Genomic DNA, 20,298 nt, shown 5'->3' on the forward strand with positions numbered 1-20,298 from the left:
CTGTGCCATGAGCTTTGGCAGCAAGCTAGGTGCCTGCTGCCTACTGCGAAGGAATGGCTAAAAATTGTAGTTTAAGCCAGCAGAGACGACCAGTTGCTTTTCTGCATAGAAGGAAAGGTTAGAGTGGGTATCGCTGTAGCCAGCTAAGGACACGAACGACCAATTTTGCCATTGAAAAACATTACTATACTCATAGGCGGCAAACAGGCTCCATGCCTTATCGTTGCGAGCTTTACCAAAGATCTGACTGGCAGCGTCATAGTCCTTTATTTTATAGCCTGCGGTAAGCGCCAATTTGTGGCGTTTAATAAAGGCAAACCAGCTTAGATCGAGTTTGTAAGAATCAAAAGATTCTGCTTTGCCATCTGCGTTTTGCTTAACATAGGTAAAAGCAGGTTTAAGCATAGAAGTGCGGCTCAGTGGAATGCGATAATCCGCCTTAAAGTGGTAAATGTCTGCGTCTCGGGCCAGCGAGGTATCTGTTACTTGATCATTCTCAACATCCTTCACTGCGTAGGCCAAATCGAGATTAAGGTTGTTATTTAACAGGTTTTTAATTTGGAAACGGAAAGCGTTACCACCTTCGTCAGTGGTACTTCTTGCTTGGTTTAGTAGGTAAGGATCTTGCCAAGTTTCACCTTTGAGAATGGTCGGTAAGTAGGACAAGTCCAAAATAGGACCATCTGAGAGTTGGTATTGGTAGCCAAGTTGGAAAGCCAGTGTGCCGATGGCAATATCTGAGCGAGTGGTACCCATATAGAACTGGCGATTGAGTTGGTCACCATAGGTGTAGGCCAGCATGCCGAGTGGTGCTGCGATAAACGAGCTGTGGCGATCGGCATCCTCATTATAAGAGTGGATGGTATTGCTACTTTTGGTATTAAAGTGAGATTGAGAGGATGTAAAGCCAGCGTTGGCCGAAATATTACCACTGATGCCTGCCTCTTTTGCCAATTGGGCCTGAACAGATCCAATGCAAAACGCGGTAGATAAGGCGATGATGGTTAGCTTCATTGATGATTTCCTTATGATGATCGCTGGAATTAATGTATGGATGAATGAACCTTAACAGAGCAGACCAATCTGACAGAGATTCCCAAATGGTAATAGATTCGTATAATTACACACTGTTTCATTATCGCGCATATCAACGGTCTGATGATTAGGTATTATGTTGACATATTTGTTATTTATTTTTAATGCTTCTTTAATAATTCTCAATACAACAGTTTGTTCTATGGCTATTTGTATTGCTGCCGTATTTAAGTGGTTTTTGCCAACTCAGGCTCTCAAGGCTCAAGGAACGAAAGTTGCTAACAAGTTGATGTGGTTGTGGGCCACGAACAATGCACTCATTCTGGCTCTGTTCAATCGCGTTGAATGGGATATTCAAGGCGGTGACGATCTCAGAAAAGACGGTTGGTACTTATTGATCAGTAATCACCTTAGTTGGATGGATATTGTTGTCTTGTGCTGTGTGTTTAAAGATCGTATACCCATGCCAAAATTTTTTCTCAAACAACAATTATTATATGTGCCTTTTATGGGGATGGCCTGCTGGGCATTAGATATGCCTTTTATGCGCCGCTACTCTCGCGAGTACCTAATCCGTCATCCAGAAAAACGAGGTCAAGACCTAGCTACAACTCGGCGTTCATGTGCTAAGTTTAAGCATACTCCAACAACGGTGGTTAATTACGTTGAAGGAACGCGATTCACCGCAGAAAAACAGCGAAAAACGCGTTCAGGTTACCAATATCTACTTAAGCCAAAGTCTGGTGGGATTGCATATACCTTGGGGGCAATGGGGGAGCAGTTTGAAAGCATCATTGATGTCACCTTGGCGTACCCAGGCAGCTCTGACAAGCCATTTAGAGATGTGTTATTTGGTCGGATGAAAAAGATTGTCGTCAGGGTTAATGTACGCCCACTGAATGAGCAAGTCACGGGTGATTATTTCAATGACAAACCTTTTAAGCGTCAGTTTCAGCATTGGCTGAGTGGGGTTTGGCAAGAAAAAGATCAGCGTTTAAAAGCCATTCACTCGTCAGAGACTAAAGCCGACCAAGCTAAATAATCCAGATTTCTTAAGTATTTGAATATTCGTGAAAGGATCAAGCCAAGCGGTGCTGATTTTGAATAAAAAAGGGGAGAGCACTTAGCTCTCCCCCTCTTATTACTCAATCAAACGTTACTTTAATGTCAGTAGGTAGTTCACTAAGGCAATGTATTCTTCAACTGATAATTTACTTGCTGTAACCTGGTATTTGTTGTTAACAATGATTGCTGGAACACCAGTTAAGCCGCTGTTTTCAAATTTCTTATCCATGCGACGTACCATGGAGTCAATCGCAAAACCTTTGTAAGCCGCATCAAATTTATTATCTGCGATACCTTCATCTAGGAAGATTTGGCGCAGTTCTTCTTCATTGCGTGGTGGTTTGCGCATTTGATGAATGCGGTTAAACATGACCGGAACCATTTTATCTTCTATTTGTAGTGCCACCATGGTTGCGAAAGCTTTGCTCATCGGCTGGCCCATGCTGCCACCCATAAAGGAAACATGATTTTTTTGCAGTTCAACACCATCAGGAAGCTGTTGTTTCAGTTGTTTGATGATAGGTTCAAACGAATTACAGTGTGGGCAGTAAAAAGAGAAAAATTCTGCTACCATCGGTTTACTGGATGGTTCCAGATCTAAGATTTTGTAGTGCTCTCCTTCTTTGTAAGGGGCAGCTTGTACAGATAGGCTCAGTACTAACATAGAAAACAGTGCGAACAGCTTTTTCATTTAAATCTCTCCATTTTGATTTGTTCAGCCGGACTTACCATTGCGGCATTAAAGATAGTGGTGTTTCCTCTAAATTAGCAATTTGCTCTTTAAAGGCAAGGACTTGGCCTTCCCAGTATTTTGGCTCATTAAACCATGGAAAAGCGAGCGGAAATGCAGGGTCATGCCAACGTTTTGCTAACCATGCCATATAGTGCACCATTCGTAGACCACGTAAAGGCTCAATTAGTTTCAATTGTGCCGAATTAAAGTCACTAAATTCTTGGTAGCCTTCTAATAAAATATCTAACTGGGTTAATTTGTCTTGGCGGTCGCCGTTGAGTAACATCCATAAGTCTTGTACGGCCGGGCCATTACGCGCGTCATCTAAATCGACGAACATTGGGCCATCACGCCATAAAATATTTCCAGGATGGCAATCTCCATGTAAGCGGATTGGGTTAACGTCCTCTTGCCAATGTGCCTCGATGGCTTGAATCAGCAGATCTAAATCATTAAAGAAACTATTTTCTAGGTGGACTGGGATCATATTGGCATTTTGTAAGATAGCTTTGGGCTGGTAGAGGTATTCTTGCAAGCCGATACTGGGGCGATGTTGGAAGGTATTTTGACTGCCTACCTTGTGTATGCGGCCTAAAAATCGACCGACACCTTCAAGTTGATCAAGATTATCAACTTCAAATTGGCGACCACCGACACTATTAAACAACGCAAAATTATAGCCTTGGTAATGATGTAACGTTTGGCCGTTCATGCGTACAGGTGGTGCGACAGGAATCTCGTTATCGATCAGTTCCAGAGTAAAATCGTGTTCTTCTTGAATTTGCTCATGACTCCAACGCTCTGGACGGTAAAACTTCACCACGAAGCGTCGCTTTTCTTCATCAGTAAACTGGTAAACTCTATTCTCATAGCTGTTAAGCGCGAGAAAACCAGATTCGGCACGAATGCCGATGCTTTCGAGGGCATACCACATAAAATCTGGAGTGAGGGCGTCAAAATTAAACGTGCCTTGAGACATATAAATAAAAAGGCTCATTGCTGAACCTTTTTCCATTAAAAGGATAAATTAGAGCTTTTTAATAAAGCGGCTTTCAACTTGTGTTGTAAATTCATGGTTGCTGTCAGTGAGTATAAACTGAATAGTAGTAATTGCAGAGTCAAGAGTGTTGGGTTTAATGCCAAGGCTAATCGGTAAATTCAACATTTCTCCTGGCTGGACATCGACACTGTGTTTTCCGTACCAATGCACGTCGTCTAATCCAGAGACATCTAACTGGTAAGTTTGTGGCTGCTGAGTTTTGTTGATGATCTTCAAGGTATAGGTATTTTCGACTTCTCCAACACTGTTGATTCTAAATAGTTGGTTACGATCACGCAGTACGCTTAACCCAGCAGGATCAACACTGGCCAGTTGAGTGATGAATAAGCCAATCATGACCAATAGGGCAGCGCCATAGCCGAGTAACTTTGGTCTTATCACGTGAGTTTTTTGGCCGCTTAGGCGGTGTTCGGTCGTGTAACTGATGAGACCCTTTTGATAGCCCATACGTTCCATTGTGTGGTCACAGGCATCAATACAAGCGCCGCAGTTGATGCATTCGTATTGTAGGCCATCTCGGATATCAATACCGGTGGGGCAGACTTGCACACATAAATTACAGTCAATGCAATCACCAAGATTGAGTGATGAAGGCTCAACTTTACGTGGACGCGCTCCTCGTTGTTCTCCTCGTTTTGCATCGTAGCCGACAACAAAGGTGTCATCATCAAACATCGCTGACTGAAAGCGAGCATAAGGGCACATGTGGACACACATAATGGAACGCATCCAGCCGGCATTGCCGTAGGTACAAAAGGTAAAAAATATCACCCAAAAGGTCGGCCAAGCTGCGCTGTTAAAAGTAAAGAACTGGGTAACAAGAGGTTTAATGGGAATAAAGTAACCGACAAAAGTTAAGCCTGTGGCAAGTGCGATGCTCAGCCAAGCTAAATGTTTTAGGGTTTTGCGTAAAATTAAGTTTGATGTTAATGGACTCGCATCTTGCTTACGGCGTTTATTAGCGTGACCCTCTAATTTTTCTTCAAACCAAATGTACATAAACGTCCAGACCGTTTGTGGGCACAAGTAACCACACCAAACTCGGCCTAAAAAGGTGGTAATAAAAAACAGTCCGAATGCACCGATAACAAAGAGCAGGGCTAATAAGGTCAGATCTTGTGGATAGAGAGTGAGAGCGAAAAAGTGAAATTGCTGGTGGCTTAAATCGAGTAAAATCGCTTGTCGATCACCGTAGGATAACCAAGGTAGCAGCATAAAGAGAAGCAGCAATAACCAGCCGAAATAGCGCCTTAGGGTTTGGTAAACTCCCTTACTCTCGCGAACATAGATGCGATTGCTTGGGTTAAATCGATCTTGCTCAGTGGTACTTTTGGGATCACATTTATTAACAGTGACATCCTTAATATCAATTTTATCCTGCTTCATGGTGCTTCCTTGATGGTGTCGTTTGACCGTGCTTCTGATGGCATGCTTTGGTTTTTTTGAGGACGAAGTCTTTATTATTGAATAGTGCCTTTGGTGCGCATCTATTAACCATCGATTATATCGACAATTTCCCCGACGTTTGTTGGAGGAACTCAAGATTTGGAGAAAACTGGCGGGACTTTTCTGTGAGAGAACCAGTCAGTCTATTAATAAAACTCTGTTCTTTTCACAAAGGTTATAGACTGAGCTGGTGGGTTTGGTAGGGGTAGAATAGGCTTACTGCTGAGCGCCTTGCTCCACTCAATACATTAAAGAATACCGCGTGCGCGTAATAGTGCGGTTTTAAAATCCTCTTCATGATCCTTTTTTAATCCTGGAATCATTGCTGATTTATCGCTGTTGCGCATTTTTAGGTGGTAGATCAGAACATCATCGGTCAAGTCTTCTAACTTACCTTGATAACCAGCTTCATCAGCCAGCTTAACGATGAATTGGATGAGGGACATATCCTGATCTTTATTCCACTCTGGTCCGAGTAATTCAAGTAACTCTTCAATACGATGACACTTCATCTCTTTCTCCACAAATTCTATAGGTGTTTTGTGTAAGGTATCAAATTGCAGCGCAATGCCAAAATAGAAAGTGTAGGAGAGTAAAATGAAAACAGAGGATGATATGTAAAAGAAAAGCGCGGGGTGAACCGCGCTTTCAAACTAAGCCGCTTGGGTCACTTTATTAGAGAGGTTTTGCACCAAGGCGTTTTTCTCAACTAAAGTGATGGTTGGCGCAACTTGTTTTGCTTTTGCTGCTGCGGTGAAACCACTGCGGCGGCGTGTTGCACTTCGGTTTGTATGTGCGAACCTGACGGATGTTGGGCGCATCTTTTTACCTAACGGTCAGGCATATCCATTGCCAATCGAATGGCCTGCTTCACTATGAGTTTGACTTCAACAGCTTGAAGGTTGGCTCTTTCTGGCTCACGCCAATCCAAATAATGAATCAGGAATTATGATATGCATGCATATCGTAGATAGATTATCACCCTTCTTATTATTGGTCGATAGTTGAGCAGTTGATTTGTAATGATATTGTGCATTTTGTAATAAATGAGAGAGAAAATTTGTTTTGATCCAACTATCAGCAGTAGTAGTATGAGATTTCGACAAGGGAGGTGCCTATGTCATTTTTGAAAAAAACACTGGCAAGTTTTGGGATTGGAAGTGCCAAAGTCGATTCTATCTTGCATCAAGATGTGCTGTACCCTGGACAGACTATCGATGTGTCGATTCATGTCTATGGCGGAGCAACACAACAGCCGATTGATAACATCGAGCTCAAGTTGTGTTGTCGTTATATCGCGGAAGCGCCAGATGATCGTGGTGCCCGCCATACCCAACGTTCACGCCGCATTGCTCAAACTCATGTTTTGGCACAATGGACATTGCCTTATGGTTTTACCATTCACCCTGGTGAAGACCGTGTGTTTGATATTACTTTAGAGGTGCCTTGGAATACACCCATCACCATTGGTGATGCTAAAGTTTGGTTAGAGACTGGACTGGATATTTCAATGGCGCTCGATCCCACAGATAAAGATATCCTGACCGTTCGCCCTGATCCTGTGATGGATGCGATATTGTCTGCGCTGGAATCTCAAGGACTTAGGATTCGTCAGGTGGAATGCGAAGAGGTAAAAGGTTTTGCGTTACCATTTGTTCAAGAATTTGAAATGGTGCCAGTCGACGGGCCATATCATGGTATGTGGCGAGAATTAGAGTTTGTTGCACATCGTGATGAAACGGCGCTTGGTTTGTGGTTCGAGGTGGATAGAGCACGCAATGGTCATCGAGGGATGCTAGCCAGTTTGCTCGGTGGTGGTAAGCTCAAACGCCAATTGAATATTCCTATCGGTACTAAGCCCGAACAAGCTGGATGCTTAGTGTTGGATTACTTAGCACAAACGATGGTGTATCAAGAAGCGTAGTTTGGGCTTACACGTGTAAGCTAAGTGTGCCATACTAGGAAAATATCTAAACTATTAGTACAGGCGCCCCATGTCTAAAAAACAGCAAGAGCAATACAGTTGGGGTGAAGAGTTGGCGAACACTCTCACCCATGGCTTTGGTATCATCTTCGGTATTGTCGGCTTAGTCTTATTGCTCAATAAAGCAATCGCTCATCAAGCAGACACATTGACCATCACCAGTATGGCCATCTATGGCTCCAGCATGATCGTGCTGTTTTTAGCATCGACGTTGTACCACGGTATCGCTTCTCCTAAAGCGAAACGTTGGTTAAAAACCTTTGATCATTGTGCCATTTATTTGTTGATAGCTGGCAGTTATACGCCGTTTCTTTTGGTCAGTCTGCGCACCCCTTTAGCCATTGGGCTTATGACCACGATCTGGATTATTGCCTTGATTGGCATCATTATGAAAGTCGCGTTCGTTTATCGATTTGAAAAGCTCTCTCTTGCGACCTATCTGATTATGGGGTGGTTATCTTTGGTAGTGATTTACCAACTTGTCCTGCATATGGATAGCCAAGGTGTGATATTGCTTGCTTTAGGAGGGCTAGTCTATTCCATAGGGGTGATTTTCTATGTCGCCGAGCGAATACCTTTTAATCATGCAATTTGGCACGGCTTTGTACTAGCTGGCTGTATGTGCCATTTCTTTGCTATCTACTACTTTGTCGAGCCTGTCCAGAGCGTAGTTTAAGCTCGGAATAAGTTCGACTGGCGTAAATCTATACCCAAGCACCTTGAAAGCACTTGGGTATGTTGTTGATTTTATCGAGTGGTGATATTAACGATTTGAGCAGACAGCTGATATTGCTGCGCTTCAGGGACATTAAGCACGATCGTTTTCCCTTGTTGGGCCTGTTTTGGTCGTAAGTAGGTCTCCGGAAGGCGCTTTATCGATTGCCAAATATCGACTTGCTGTTGCTGTAATTGATGGCCTGACATATCCATAATGACCACCTCAATGGTGGCTAAAATCACCGCTTGATGGCCTTGGTTCGTTAACGACGTGGGGAGGTGTAATTGCCCTTCAGCGTAACTTGCTTTGCCTATCAGTATCTCTAGCCCTGAATCGGACAATTGCATGGTTGATTTATCGCTGTTCAGTGTCACTACGCCGCTGGTCATGTTGGCAGTAGCAGGCTTAGTGATGACAGGGATGTGCTCAATATCGACTTGATTTGTAGAAGAATCGGTGGCTGGTTGTGGTTTCGATGTATCGACATATTGCCAAGTAAAATCATTATGGAGTGTTATCTGACGCCCATCTTGAAGTGTCACAATTTCGCTGGCATTCGCGAGTGGTGTGATACTGAGTGCGGCAAGAGTCAGCCATGGTTTCATTTTGTTCCCCTTGAAGTGAGTTAGCGGCGCCAAAATGCAGGAAAAAATAGGACAAGGATGGTCAAAATCTCCAAACGCCCCAGTAACATGCCAAAGCTCAGTAACCATTTTGCTGCATCAGGTAGTGGGGCGAAATTTCCGGTTGGACCGATTACGCTGCCCATGCCTGGCCCAACATTGGCAACCGCGGTAATGGCGCCTGAAATACTGGTAAAGGGATCTAAGCCGAGCGAACTTAAGCATCCAGCAATAAAAATGATGGTAATGAAAAACATCAATCCAAACGCAACCACAGAGCGCACGATATCATCATTAACAGGACGATGGTTGTAGCGTTGTACAAAGACTCCAGACGGATGGATAAGCTTCATTATCTGTTTGTTTAGCAAGGTTTTAGCTATCTGGAAACGGAAGATTTTGATCCCGCCAGATGTTGAACCAGAACAAGCGCCTGTCATCATTAAGAATGCGAACAGCGTCGTCGGTAACGCACCCCAAGCGGTAAAATCTTCTAATCCAAATCCGGTTGTGGTGACAACAGAGACGATGTTGAACATCGAGACGCGCAAGGCATCCATGACGTCATAACCATCGCGTAATACTAACCAAGCCGAGATAATCGCGCTAAGAAACAAGAATAAATAGGTAAAACCGCGCACTTGAGCATCGGTGAACAATATTTTAATACTGCGTTTGCGAAGTGCAGCGATAAACAGTAGAAAAGGCAAACCACCAAGAAACATAAACAGAGTCGCTACCCAGTGAGAACCATGAGAAAAATGGTTCATTGAAGCATCTGAGGTTGAATAACCGCCGGTTGAAAGCGTGGTAAAAGCGTGGTTGATGGCTTCAAACAAGGTCATGCCTGTCAGTAAGAACCCTCCAATGCAAAGGCCTGTCAACATCAGATAAACCAGAACGATGTTTTTCGCGACGGTCTTAGCTCTTGGACTGCTTTTATCGGACCAATCAGACGATTCAGTTTGGAATAACCGCATCCCACCGACGTTGAGCATTGGCAAAATAGCCACCGCCATCACAATGAACCCGATACCTCCAAGCCACTGTAAGATGGAACGCCATAATAAGATGCTCGGCGCCATATTATCTAGCCCACTGAGTACGGTTGACCCTGTGGTAGTGATGCCGGACATGGTTTCGAAGTAGGCGTCAGTAAAGCTGATATGGTTAATGAAAACAAACGGCAGGGCAGCAAAAACACTGGCGATTGTCCAGACGAAGCTGGTGATCAAGAACATATCTCGAACACCCAGTTTGAACTTGGCGGTTCGGCCAATGGTTAAACAAATAAAAGCCGCAATATGGGTGATCACGATGGCTTGGGCAAACTCCAAAAAACCGTCTGTGCCAGAAAAAAACGCCACCAAGGTCGGCACGTACATAAAAAGGGCCAGTTTGGATAAAACAAGCCCAATAACAAACAGTACGGGACGTAAGTTAACCATAGCGAAGTCCTAAAGAAAAAATGGGCTTGGCTGGAACAGCGCTTCGACATCGGGTACGTACTTTTTATCGACTAAGAACATCACCACATGATCGTCTTGCTCGATTATCGTACGGTCATGAGCAATCAGTACTTCTTCACCGCGAACAATGGCTCCAATAGTGGTACCTGGCGGCAGTTTGATATCGGCAATGGCACGTCCAACAACTTTAGAGTTTGATTCATCACCGTGGGCTATCGCTTCAATGGCTTCAGCCGCCCCGCGACGTAAGGAAGAGACATTAACGATATCAGCACGACGAACGTGGGTTAATAGCGCGGAGATGGTTGCCTGCTGTGGGGAGATCGCCACATCAATCGCTCCTCCTTGGACTAAATCCACATAAGCACTGCGCTGAATGAGTACCATGACTTTTTTGGCGCCCATTCTTTTGGCTAGCATGGCTGACATGATGTTGGTTTCGTCTTCGTTGGTCAGCGCGATGAAAACATCAACTTGATCGATGTTCTCTTCACTGAGTAGCTCTTGATCGGCAGCATCACCACAAAAGACAATCGTATTGCTGAGTTCTTCGGAAAGTTGCTCGGCACGTTGATAGTTACGTTCGATCAGCTTAACGCTGTATGTTTGTTCTAAGCGTTTGGCTAAGCTGGCACCGATATTACCACCGCCGACGATCATGATTCTACGGTAGGGTTTTTCCAGTCGTTGTAGTTCACTCATGACTGAGCGAATGTGATTACTGGCTGCGACAAAGAACACTTCATCATCGGCTTCAATAATTGTCGTGCCCTGTGGGCGAATTGGACGGCCCTGACGAAAAATGGCGGCCACACGGGTATCAATGTGTGGCATGTGTTCGCGTAGGGCAGACAGAGCGTTACCAACGAGTGGTCCACCATAATAAGCTTTAACAGCCACAAGGCTGACTTTTTGCTCTGCAAAACTGACCACTTGTAGTGCACCTGGATATTGAATTAGGCGTTCAATATAGCTGGTGACAAGCTCTTCAGGCGCAATCAGGTGGTCGACAGGGATGGCACCTGATTTGAACAGCGCTTCTTTTTCAGCGAGATATTCAGGCGAACGAATACGAGCGACACGATTGGGGGTGTTGAACAGCGTGAAGGCAACCTGACAAGCTGCCATGTTGGTTTCATCAGTATTGGTGACGGCGACCAGCATATCGGCATCTTGAGCACCTGCTTCATGGAGAACGTCGGGGTGGCTGGCATGGCCGTTAACAACGCGCAGGTCATATTTATCCTGTAACTCACGCAGTCGGTCGCTGCATTTGTCGACAATGGTGATGTCGTTATTTTCACCGACTAAGTTTTCTGCCAATGTGCCACCAACTTGACCAGCCCCAAGAATAATGATTTTCATACGCTTTACTCGTTCATTCATTGGGTGATAGCTTGGCTGCTTATCACCCTATATCGCTTATTTACTCTGCGTGTTTTTTGGTTAGAACGGCATAGTAAAAACCGTCCATATCGTCTTCACCAGGCAGAATTTGTCGCCCCGGTTGCAGTGGGTCTGAGTCCACCAATTGTGCATCTGTGGTACGGTCCAAAAAGGCTTTAACTTGCTCGACATTTTCTTGAGGTGTGATTGAGCATGTCGCATACACCATGGTGCCACCAGGCTTAAGTTGTGCCCACATCGCATCAAAAATCTCACTTTGTAGCTCGGCCAAGGCGGTAATATCCTCAGCACGACGTAGCCACTTGATGTCAGGGTGACGACGAATGACGCCTGTCGCAGAACATGGTGCATCCAGCAAAATACGATCGAACTGTGCACCTTGCCACCAATCTTGAGGGTGGCGTGCATCCCCGCAGATAACTTTCGCCTGAAGATTAAGGCGTTGAAGATTATCATGTACCCGCTGCAAGCGAGTTTCATCACAGTCGATAGCCACGACTTTGGAGCCTGACGTTCGTTCTAAAATATGAGCCGTTTTCCCCCCAGGTGCCGCGCAGCAGTCTAAGATCAGCTCGCCGTCTTTTGGTGTGAGGTAATTCATCGATAGTTGGGCGGCCGCGTCTTGAACAGATACCCACCCTTGGTCAAAACCGGGCAGTTTCATGACATCACAGGGTGAAGCTAATTTTAGGGCGTCCATAGCTTGTGGGTGTACTGTGCTATCAATGTTTTCATTTTTGAGCAGCGCTTGGTAGGCGTCACGACTGTGATGTTGATGATTGACGCGCAGCCACATCGGTGCTTTTTGATTGTTAGCATCAACAATCTTTTCCCATTGTTCAGGATAAGCTTGTTGAAGTAGTTTGAGCAGCCAGCTAGGGTGACCATATTTGCCTGCATTGTGGCTGACGGCCATTTGGTCGAGTTCTGCTTGATTACGTTGGTAATTACGCAAAACTGCGTTGATCAAGCCGCGTAAACGAGGGCCTTTGAGATCTTTGGTACCTTCTACTGTTTCACCGACTGCTGCATGGGCAGGAATACGCATAAAGCTGAGTTGGTAAATACCAATCAAAATTAAATGATGAAAAACTCGCTGCTTGCCTTTTAAGGGCTTATCCATCAGTTGGTTCGCAATGGTTTCCAGACGAGGAAGAAAGCGCAGCGCGCCATAGCACATTTCTTGCAGCAGGGCGTGGTCTCGGGAACGTATTTTTTGTTGCGCCGCAGGTAGAGCGCTTGACAGAGAGTGGCCTTTATCAACCACAAGATACAGGACGTTAGCAGCCTCAGCGCGAACATTCATGATAGGTACCTTAAAGTAAAGGAGGGCATCTCTGCCCTCTAAAAGTTCGAATAACTTGGGTTATACTCTTAATAATAGTTAAGTCAACTGAGTTCCAATTTCAAACCAAGCTGAGCGAGAATTAAGAATATCTTGTACTGGCATGGCTTTTTTACCGGGAACTTGCAGCTGTTCTAGTACTAAAGTGCCATTGCCTGTTGCGACATAAATACCGGTTTTATCTGCTTGCAGTATGGTTCCAGCGGGTTGGTCACTGCTTTGGTCAACAACACGGCTCTGCCAAACTTTGATGCTGTTATCTGCTGCCATAAAGTGGCTCATTGGCCACGGGTTGAAAGCACGCACGCAGCGTTCTATGTGTTCAGCGTCGTCACTCCAGTTGATACGAGCTTCCTCTTTGCTTAGCTTTTGAGCGTAGTTAGCGAGTGCATCATCTTGTTTAACGGGTTTTGCTTTACCTGCAGCGATATCTGATAAACACTCGATCAAGGCGTTAGGGCCAAGCTGAGCTAACTTCTCGTACATTATTGCGCTGGTGTCGGTTGCTTCGATCGGCAAAGTGGCAATACTTAGCATGTCGCCAGTATCTAAACCAATGTCCATCTGCATGATGGTAACCCCAGTTTCCTCATCACCGGCCCAAATTGAGCGCTGAATAGGTGCTGCGCCGCGCCAGCGAGGTAAGATGGAACCATGGACGTTAATACAACCCAACTTTGGTGTGTCAAGGACGATCTGAGGTAAAAGTAATCCGTATGCCACCACTACCATGATGTCTGCATTGAGATCAGCAAGCTCTTGCTTTGCTTCATCAGACTTAAAATTTTGCGGTTGATACACGGGAATGTCGTGTTCAAGTGCGATGGTTTTCACTGGGCTGGCAGTAAGTTTTTTACCACGACCTGCAGGGCGATCGGGTTGGGTGTAAACCGCGATGACTTCATGCTCCGAAGACAACAACGCCGCCAAATGACGGGCGGCGAAATCCGGAGTACCTGCAAAGACAATTCGTAATGATTGGCTCAAGGTAGACTTCCTTTTTATGTAGAGTTCGACGAGATTAGGCGTTTTGCTGCTTCTCGTTGAAACGTTTTATTTTTGCTAGCTTATCTTGAATTCGCTTACGCTTTAATGGCGATAGGTAATCGACAAACAGTTTACCCATTAGGTGATCAAGTTCGTGTTGAACACAGATAGCGAGCAGATCGTCAGCGTCGAAAGTGTATTCTTTGCCATCACGATCTAAAGCTTTTACCGTTACTTCAGCGGCACGAGACACAAGCGCACGTGCCCCTGGTACTGACAGACAACCTTCTTCAATGCCATCTTCCCCGCGCTTCTCTATGATTTCAGGGTTAATCAGCACCATTGGCTCATCACGTGTGTCTGAAATATCAATCACAACGATACGTTTATGGATATCAACTTGGGTCGCTGCCAAGCCGATGCCTTCTTCGTCGTACATGGTTTCAATCATGTCATCGACAATCTTTTGAATTTCAGGAGTCACCGCATCGACGGGCTTTGCTACCGTACGCAGGCGATCATCTGGGAATGTTAATACTTGTAATACAGACATATTCACTCGAAAAAATTGAACTGTGCCGTAACAGCACAAACCTTGTTGGGTCAATTCTAGACATTTTATGACCTAAATGACAGCATCCTGAGACCAATTTCCATTTTGGTTATTAGTGGACAGACCAAGGAATAAGGTCATGAATCTGATTTTTTGTCGTATGTGCTGCCTTTTTTTAGTGTTATGGGGCGGGGCTCATTCCAGAGCACATGCACAAGTTAATACACTAACAGTAAAAGAAAGTGCCCCGCAAATCTACACAGTGGTAAAGGGTGACACGTTATGGGATATCGCCCAATTTTATTTAGATAGTCCTTGGCTATGGCCTGAGTTGTGGCGTTTGAATCCCGCTGTAGATAATCCTCACTGGATCTACCCTGGCGATACTCTTTTATTACAGTGGGTGGATGGTCAACCCACATTGAGCCTCAAGCCAACCAAAAAACTCACGCCAAAAATGCGATTGAAAAATAAGGAAGCGTTATCCAGTGTCCGGGAGAGTGCGATACAGTCTTATTGGTCCTCAAATCGTCTGTTAGAGAATAAGCGATTACTTCAAGCGGCAAAAGTCCTCGGTAACCGTCACGGACATCAATACTCAACTCGCCAAAATACGTTGTATATCAGCGGCCAACATACGCAAGCAAAATGGGGGATATACCGCCCGATTGCCGTTTATAGCCGAGATAAAACCAAGGATAAGGTCACGGCAGTACGCTTGATTGCTAAAGCAAAGTTAATCGAAAGCGGTCATGAATTTTCTGGATTAACGCTGACGTCACAAAGACAAGAAGTGACTTTAGATGATGTTGCTTTGCCTCTTGTTGAGTCAGAGCTAACACCTTCCGTGCTTACATTCCCTTTTTCTCCGGCTCCAAAGGGACTCTCTGCGCAAGTGTTAGGTAATATGACAGGAACTGCTCTGAGCGCCGCAGATAACATTGTCGTGCTCAATAAGGGCACTTTGGATGAATTACACCAAGGCAATGTATTAGAGCTAAGAGAGGCAGCTGTGCGAGGTTTTAGCCTAGGCACGAGCTTTGATAAACCGTCAGAAAAATCAGCTGAAAAGGTTACTTTGCCACCGATATCGGTAGGGGAGTTGGTTGTGATCCGTTCTTACCGTCATTTTAGTCTTGCCATCATTGCACGCAGTACCAAACCAATCATAACTGGGGCCTTTGTTGTATCCCCTCTGAACAAGAGGCTGAGCATACATGAGTCTTGAAAATGAGCGCGAACTTGCTGCCTGGTTAAAACTCAGTTGCCTACCGGGTATCGGCGGCGTCACGTTAAGTAAGTTACTGAGTAAAGATACACCTGTGAATATTGTTCAATACTCACAGGAGCAGTTACGTCATTTAGGCCTGTCTTCAAAACAATTACAAGCTTGGCCCACTGTAGATAAAGAAGTTGAGGCCTGCTTAGATTGGTGCTTCTCGTCCGAATTGCATCATATTGTTACTTTATCTGACCCGTTTTATCCGCCTCTTTTAAAGCAGACAGTTGCGCCTCCGCCTTTATTGTTTGTTAAAGGAGAGGTCGCCAGTTTGTCTTTACCGCAAATCGCTATGGTTGGCAGCCGAAATGCCAGTGTGGATGGTGTTCAACATGCTCGTTATTTTGCCGCTGACTTTGCGCAGCAAGCTTTGGTTGTTACCAGTGGTCTCGCATTAGGTATCGATGGGCATGCACATGATGGTGCATTGCAAGCGGGTGGAAAAACAATCGCAGTGCTAGGGTCGGGCTTAGAGCATATTTACCCTGCTCGTCACCGAGGCCTTGCAGAGCGAATTACCGCAAGCGGTGCCTTAGTGTCAGAATTTCGGCCTAGCGCCAAACCTCGTGCGGAACACTTTCCTCGCCGTAATCGCATTATCAGCGGTTTGTCTCTCGGTGTATTAGTTGTGGAAGCGGCGGAAAAGAGTGGCTCTTTGATCACCGCGCGTTATGCCCTAGAGCAGAGTCGTGAAGTGTTTGCTTTGCCAGCATCGATTAATGCTCCAAACGCGAGTGGAGGCAATCAATTGATTCGAAACGGTGCCTGTCTCGTACAAAATACTCAACATGTACTGAGTGAGCTCCAGTCTTTACTTAATTGGTCTGTTAACCAGAGTCAGGATTTATTTTCTGCATCAATTGATCAAGAAGAATTGCCATTTCCTGAACTGTTAGCTAACGTAGGAAATGAGGCTACACCAGTTGATATTCTTTCAAGCAGGACCAATATACCTGTGCAAGAGGTCATGATGCAGCTCCTGGAGCTTGAGCTTTCAGGGCATGTTGTTGCAGTTTCAGGTGGCTATATTCGAAAGAGGAGGGGCTAGCTATGATGATGGATATACTTATGTATCTGTTCGAAACCTACATCCATAGCGATGCAGAGTTACAGGTTGAACAAGACGAATTAGAGGACGAACTACTTCGTGCAGGCTTTCACCAAAAAGACATCTATAAAGCCCTAGTTTGGTTGGAAGAGCTTGCAGCCTTACAGCAAAGTGATAAACATTCCGCAATTTCCGCTTGCATCGCAGCGTCATCGACACGTGTTTATACTTCGACAGAAATGATGCGTTTAAATCTTGAATGTCGTGGCTTTCTGCTGTTTTTAGAGCAAATAAATGTTCTAACGACTGAGACGCGAGAAATGGTGGTGGATCGTGTAATGGGGTTAGAAACCAACGAGTTTGAGCTCGAAGACCTTAAATGGATCATTTTAATGGTGCTGTTTAATGTGCCGGGTAATGAAAATGCATATACGTTGATGGAAGAGCTACTTTACACCAAAGAGCAGGGTATTTTGCATTAATATGTACTCAGCCTTTTAAAGTCATTCGACTATATCAGAATCAGTGGTAGTGATGAGTAGTAAAATCGATCCAACGCTTTTTTCAGTGCGTGAGCCGGCTCTTGACACAAATGTTTGCCCTCAATGTGGTGGCGTGTTAGCGCTCAAACATGGCAAGCGAGGCCCGTTTTTGGGCTGCAGCCAATACCCAAGTTGTGATTACATTAAGCCATTACATGGTAATGATGGTCACATAGTAAAAGAACTTGGCGTGCCTTGTTCTGACTGTGGTAGTGAATTGGTACTTCGGCAAGGTCGCTATGGCATGTTTGTCGGTTGTAGCAACTATCCTGTTTGTCATCATATTGAATCGATTAATCAAGTTGAACCAGAACAGCAGCCTAAAGAGCAACACGGTTGCCCAGAATGTACTAAAGGGCATTTAGTGGAACGCAAGACACGGTTTGGTAAAACTTTTTATGCTTGTGACAACTATCCAAAGTGCAAGTTTGCTGTGAATTTACCACCGATAGCAGGGCAGTGTGAGGTATGTGGTTTTACATTATTGGTCGAGAAGAAGTCAGCGAGCGGAGTAAAACAACAATGCGCTAACCGTAAGTGCCACCATATTCAGGCCCAGTAAGGCTCAATTGTAAAAGGTCGCAGATGGCGACCTTTTTAGTGCGTAGCAAATGGATGCTGGGTTATATTTTCCATTGCTGAGCAAACTGATGGACAGCGGGAAAAGTGCGTTCGTCAAGCAGGTCAGCTAAGGTGCATAATTTGCGATTCAGTTCACCTGTGTAATCACCACAAACATTGATGTGCCCCATCTTGCGGCCTGCACGCCTGTCTTTTCCGTACCAATGAATATGGCAGCCATTCATTGCAAGCAGTTCAATTGGCAAGGTATCCTCGCCCAGAATATTGATCATTGAAGTCTCTCTGATCAATTTTGTACTCCCAAGTGGTAGGCCACATACTGCGCGGATATGGTTTTCAAACTGGCATGTCTCAGCACCTTGTTGGGTCCAATGACCTGAGTTATGCACACGCGGTGCAATTTCATTAACCAATAGCGTGCTATTGACCTCAAAGAACTCTATGGCAAGGACGCCAACATAATTTAAATGGTTGGCGATGGCAGTAAACATTTGCTTGGCTTGCTGTTGTAGCTCAGGGGCATCAATGGCGGTTGAAAGACTTAAAACCCCGTTGGTGTGAACATTTTCCGCTAAGGGATAAACCTCAACATTGCCACTTTTATCTCGAGCGCCCACTAGCGAGACTTCACGCTCAAACGGCACAAATTCTTCAGCAACGATCGCTTGAGAAGGCGTCATTGCGATACATGCTGCCATCTCTTGCCAAACGGTATCGATTTGCGTCGTGTCTTTTAAGCGCCATTGTCCTTTGCCATCATAACCGCCTAAAGCGCTTTTTAGCACCATGGGTAGACCAATTTGTTCAATGGCACAGTTAAAGTCTTCACGAGTATCAATCACGTAGTATTGAGCGTTTCGCACGCCAGCATCATCAAGTAAGGTTTTTTCAAGACGCCGATCACCACCTGCTTTAATGGCTTGAGCACTTGGTAGAAATTTGCCACTTGTTTGACACACTTCGAGTACATCATGGGGAATATGTTCGAATTCGGCAGTGATGACATCGACTTGTTCAATCGCATTCTCTAAGCCATGGCCGAGTACATGTTGAGTTAATGGATGAACAATATTGCCACTCACCACATCATAAGCTGAGATCTGGATATTCAATGGCGCTGCTGCAAGAGACATCATACGTGCTAACTGTCCAGCACCAAGAACCAGTACATGCATAATGATCAATCCTCAGCTGGGTTAGGGTTAGCGAGCACAGTTTCTGTTTGTTCGCTGCGGAAGGCTTCAACTTTCTGCATGATCGACTCATCATGAGTACCAAGAATCTGTGCGGCAAGAATTCCAGCATTTGCTGCACCAGCTTCGCCAATCGCGAGCGTGCCGACTGCAATTCCCTTTGGCATTTGGACAATTGAGAGTAAAGAATCCATGCCTTTTAGCGCGCGGGATTGAACAGGAACGCCTAAGACAGGAACGCTGGTAAAAGCCGCTGCCATACCGGGTAAATGAGCAGCGCCTCCTGCCCCGGCAATGATGACCTTAATGCCACGTTCTTTGGCGCTGGTCGCATAGTCTGCAAGCAGTTGGGGAGTGCGATGTGCAGAGACCACTTTTGTCTCGTAAGGGATGCCAAATTGCTCTAGCATTTCTGCGGCTAATCTCATTGTTGGCCAATCGGACTTAGATCCCATGATGATACCGACTTTCATCTTAAACTCCTTCAAGCTGCAAATTAGGTGAGCTGATAATTTTGCGCGTATTATACGAGGATTTTTTTCTTAGGCAAACGTTTGCGTGGGGTTTTATGTAAGATATAGAGGTTTTGTAAAAAATTGCTTTAGTCTCTGAGAATGAATTTTTGTACACTTACCCTTCCACCCGATTAATAAAACTCAGGATGTGATCAGTGAATAACTTTGAATTAGCACTTGAAGCACTCAAAAATGGTGATGTATTAGCTTACCCAACGGAAGGTGTATTTGGTGTGGGTTGTGACCCTGATAATCCTGAAGCGATTCAAAAGCTATTAACTCTTAAACAGCGCCCCGTTGAAAAAGGCTTAATTCTGATTGCTGCAAGTTATGCTCAGCTTCAACCTTATATTGATGAGTCTCAATTAACCCAGCAGCAACTTGAACGTGTGCATGCGACTTGGCCAGGCCCTTATACTTGGGTGATGCCTGCCAGCAGCAAGGTATCCAGTTGGGTCTCAGGACAATTTGATTCCATTGCGGTGCGAGTCACCGATCACCCTTTGGTTCAGGACCTGTGTCAAGCCTTCGGTAAGCCGATTACTTCGACCAGTGCAAACTTAACTGGCCAACCTCCTTGTATGACAACGGCGGAGGTAGAAGTGCAATTAGGTCAGCAGTTAGTCGCTATCTTGGATGGAAAAACCAGTGGCCGTGATAAACCCAGTGAGATTCGTGATGCAAAAACTGGGCAAGTCCTAAGACAAGGTTAGA

The 20,298-nt window shown here is 45.1% G+C and carries 22 protein-coding genes; 8 read left to right on the plus strand and 14 right to left on the minus strand.

Annotated features, from left to right (window positions below; all coding sequences use genetic code 11):
- Nucleotides 1-57: 57 nt before the first annotated feature.
- The gene (locus tag BS333_RS00310) at nucleotides 58-1,014 is read right to left on the minus strand and encodes a DUF2860 domain-containing protein (RefSeq protein ID WP_021709719.1); all 957 of its coding nucleotides are present in this window, start codon (nucleotides 1,012-1,014) and stop codon (nucleotides 58-60) included.
- Nucleotides 1,015-1,171: 157 nt separating this feature from the next.
- Between BS333_RS00310 and BS333_RS00315 the strand changes: the two genes are divergently transcribed.
- Nucleotides 1,172-2,077 carry an acyltransferase gene (locus BS333_RS00315; protein WP_021709720.1) on the plus strand — a complete coding sequence of 302 codons (906 nt, stop codon included), beginning with the start codon at nucleotides 1,172-1,174 and terminating at the stop codon, nucleotides 2,075-2,077.
- A gap of 114 nt (nucleotides 2,078-2,191) precedes the next feature.
- On the opposite strand, the gene BS333_RS00320 is transcribed toward BS333_RS00315, so the two are convergent.
- The 5 genes from BS333_RS00320 to BS333_RS22140 all read right to left on the minus strand — a co-directional run bounded on the left by BS333_RS00320 (nucleotide 2,192) and on the right by BS333_RS22140 (nucleotide 6,160).
- Nucleotides 2,192-2,791, minus strand: a complete 600-nt coding sequence (locus BS333_RS00320) for a thiol:disulfide interchange protein DsbA/DsbL (RefSeq protein ID WP_021709721.1) — start codon at nucleotides 2,789-2,791, stop codon at nucleotides 2,192-2,194.
- A 34-nt stretch (nucleotides 2,792-2,825) separates the two neighbouring features.
- On the minus strand, nucleotides 2,826-3,812 hold the full coding sequence (locus BS333_RS00325; protein ID WP_021709722.1) for a serine/threonine protein kinase: 987 nt from the start codon (nucleotides 3,810-3,812) through the stop codon (nucleotides 2,826-2,828).
- 48 nt (nucleotides 3,813-3,860) lie between these two features.
- Nucleotides 3,861-5,279, minus strand: a complete 1,419-nt coding sequence (ccoG, locus tag BS333_RS00330) for a cytochrome c oxidase accessory protein CcoG (protein ID WP_021709723.1) — start codon at nucleotides 5,277-5,279, stop codon at nucleotides 3,861-3,863.
- Nucleotides 5,280-5,587: 308 nt separating this feature from the next.
- A complete protein-coding gene (locus BS333_RS00335) occupies nucleotides 5,588-5,851 on the minus strand; it encodes a YihD family protein (protein WP_021709724.1) in 264 nt (87 codons plus the stop codon).
- A 141-nt stretch (nucleotides 5,852-5,992) separates the two neighbouring features.
- On the minus strand, nucleotides 5,993-6,160 hold the full coding sequence (locus BS333_RS22140) for a hypothetical protein (protein ID WP_021709725.1): 168 nt from the start codon (nucleotides 6,158-6,160) through the stop codon (nucleotides 5,993-5,995).
- Nucleotides 6,161-6,456: 296 nt separating this feature from the next.
- On the opposite strand from BS333_RS22140, the gene BS333_RS00340 reads away from it, so the two are divergent.
- Entirely contained in the window at nucleotides 6,457-7,263 is an 807-nt protein-coding gene (locus BS333_RS00340; RefSeq protein ID WP_021709727.1) for a sporulation protein, read from the plus strand.
- A 70-nt stretch (nucleotides 7,264-7,333) separates the two neighbouring features.
- Nucleotides 7,334-7,999 carry a PAQR family membrane homeostasis protein TrhA gene (gene trhA / locus BS333_RS00345; protein ID WP_021709728.1) on the plus strand — a complete coding sequence of 222 codons (666 nt, stop codon included), beginning with the start codon at nucleotides 7,334-7,336 and terminating at the stop codon, nucleotides 7,997-7,999.
- A gap of 71 nt (nucleotides 8,000-8,070) precedes the next feature.
- Here trhA and BS333_RS00350 read toward each other — a convergent pair whose 3' ends face one another.
- The 6 genes from BS333_RS00350 to def form a co-directional block, all read right to left on the minus strand.
- A complete protein-coding gene (locus BS333_RS00350; protein WP_021709729.1) occupies nucleotides 8,071-8,646 on the minus strand; it encodes a DUF3157 family protein in 576 nt (191 codons plus the stop codon).
- A gap of 20 nt (nucleotides 8,647-8,666) precedes the next feature.
- Complete coding sequence (locus tag BS333_RS00355; RefSeq protein ID WP_021709730.1) at nucleotides 8,667-10,112, minus strand: TrkH family potassium uptake protein; 1,446 nt, start codon at nucleotides 10,110-10,112, stop codon at nucleotides 8,667-8,669.
- Nucleotides 10,113-10,121: 9 nt separating this feature from the next.
- Nucleotides 10,122-11,498 (minus strand): Trk system potassium transporter TrkA, encoded by a 1,377-nt coding sequence (trkA, locus tag BS333_RS00360; RefSeq protein ID WP_021709731.1) that lies wholly within the window; start codon nucleotides 11,496-11,498, stop codon nucleotides 10,122-10,124.
- A 61-nt stretch (nucleotides 11,499-11,559) separates the two neighbouring features.
- Nucleotides 11,560-12,846: a 16S rRNA (cytosine(967)-C(5))-methyltransferase RsmB gene (rsmB, locus tag BS333_RS00365; protein ID WP_021709732.1), complete on the minus strand. Its 1,287-nt coding sequence runs from the start codon at nucleotides 12,844-12,846 to the stop codon at nucleotides 11,560-11,562.
- Between the two features lie 78 nt (nucleotides 12,847-12,924).
- A complete protein-coding gene (gene fmt / locus BS333_RS00370) occupies nucleotides 12,925-13,872 on the minus strand; it encodes a methionyl-tRNA formyltransferase (protein WP_021709733.1) in 948 nt (315 codons plus the stop codon).
- Between the two features lie 34 nt (nucleotides 13,873-13,906).
- Complete coding sequence (gene def / locus BS333_RS00375) at nucleotides 13,907-14,425, minus strand: peptide deformylase (RefSeq protein ID WP_021709734.1); 519 nt, start codon at nucleotides 14,423-14,425, stop codon at nucleotides 13,907-13,909.
- Between the two features lie 139 nt (nucleotides 14,426-14,564).
- Between def and BS333_RS00380 the strand changes: the two genes are divergently transcribed.
- From BS333_RS00380 to BS333_RS00395, 4 genes are read left to right on the plus strand one after another with little or no spacing between them, the layout of a single operon-like run.
- On the plus strand, nucleotides 14,565-15,653 hold the full coding sequence (locus tag BS333_RS00380) for a LysM peptidoglycan-binding domain-containing protein (protein ID WP_021709735.1): 1,089 nt from the start codon (nucleotides 14,565-14,567) through the stop codon (nucleotides 15,651-15,653).
- Nucleotides 15,643-16,752, plus strand: coding sequence for a DNA-processing protein DprA (gene dprA, locus BS333_RS00385; RefSeq protein WP_021709736.1), 1,110 nt, complete (start codon nucleotides 15,643-15,645; stop codon nucleotides 16,750-16,752). Before BS333_RS00380 ends, dprA begins: the two co-directional genes overlap by 11 nt.
- 2 nt (nucleotides 16,753-16,754) lie before the next feature.
- Complete coding sequence (locus BS333_RS00390) at nucleotides 16,755-17,234, plus strand: DUF494 family protein (RefSeq protein ID WP_021709737.1); 480 nt, start codon at nucleotides 16,755-16,757, stop codon at nucleotides 17,232-17,234.
- A gap of 52 nt (nucleotides 17,235-17,286) precedes the next feature.
- Entirely contained in the window at nucleotides 17,287-17,856 is a 570-nt protein-coding gene (locus tag BS333_RS00395; protein ID WP_021709738.1) for a DNA topoisomerase family protein, read from the plus strand.
- A 61-nt stretch (nucleotides 17,857-17,917) separates the two neighbouring features.
- Here the strand turns inward: BS333_RS00395 and BS333_RS00400 are convergent, their stop codons facing one another.
- Entirely contained in the window at nucleotides 17,918-19,051 is a 1,134-nt protein-coding gene (locus BS333_RS00400) for a 5-(carboxyamino)imidazole ribonucleotide synthase (protein ID WP_021709739.1), read from the minus strand.
- A 5-nt stretch (nucleotides 19,052-19,056) separates the two neighbouring features.
- Nucleotides 19,057-19,542 (minus strand): 5-(carboxyamino)imidazole ribonucleotide mutase, encoded by a 486-nt coding sequence (purE, locus tag BS333_RS00405; protein ID WP_021709740.1) that lies wholly within the window; start codon nucleotides 19,540-19,542, stop codon nucleotides 19,057-19,059.
- Between the two features lie 197 nt (nucleotides 19,543-19,739).
- Between purE and tsaC the strand changes: the two genes are divergently transcribed.
- Nucleotides 19,740-20,297: an L-threonylcarbamoyladenylate synthase type 1 TsaC gene (gene tsaC / locus BS333_RS00410; RefSeq protein ID WP_021709741.1), complete on the plus strand. Its 558-nt coding sequence runs from the start codon at nucleotides 19,740-19,742 to the stop codon at nucleotides 20,295-20,297.
- Nucleotide 20,298 lies beyond the last annotated feature (1 nt).

Origin of the sequence: Vibrio azureus, from assembly GCF_002849855.1 — a bacterium.
GTDB lineage: Bacteria > Pseudomonadota > Gammaproteobacteria > Enterobacterales > Vibrionaceae > Vibrio > Vibrio azureus.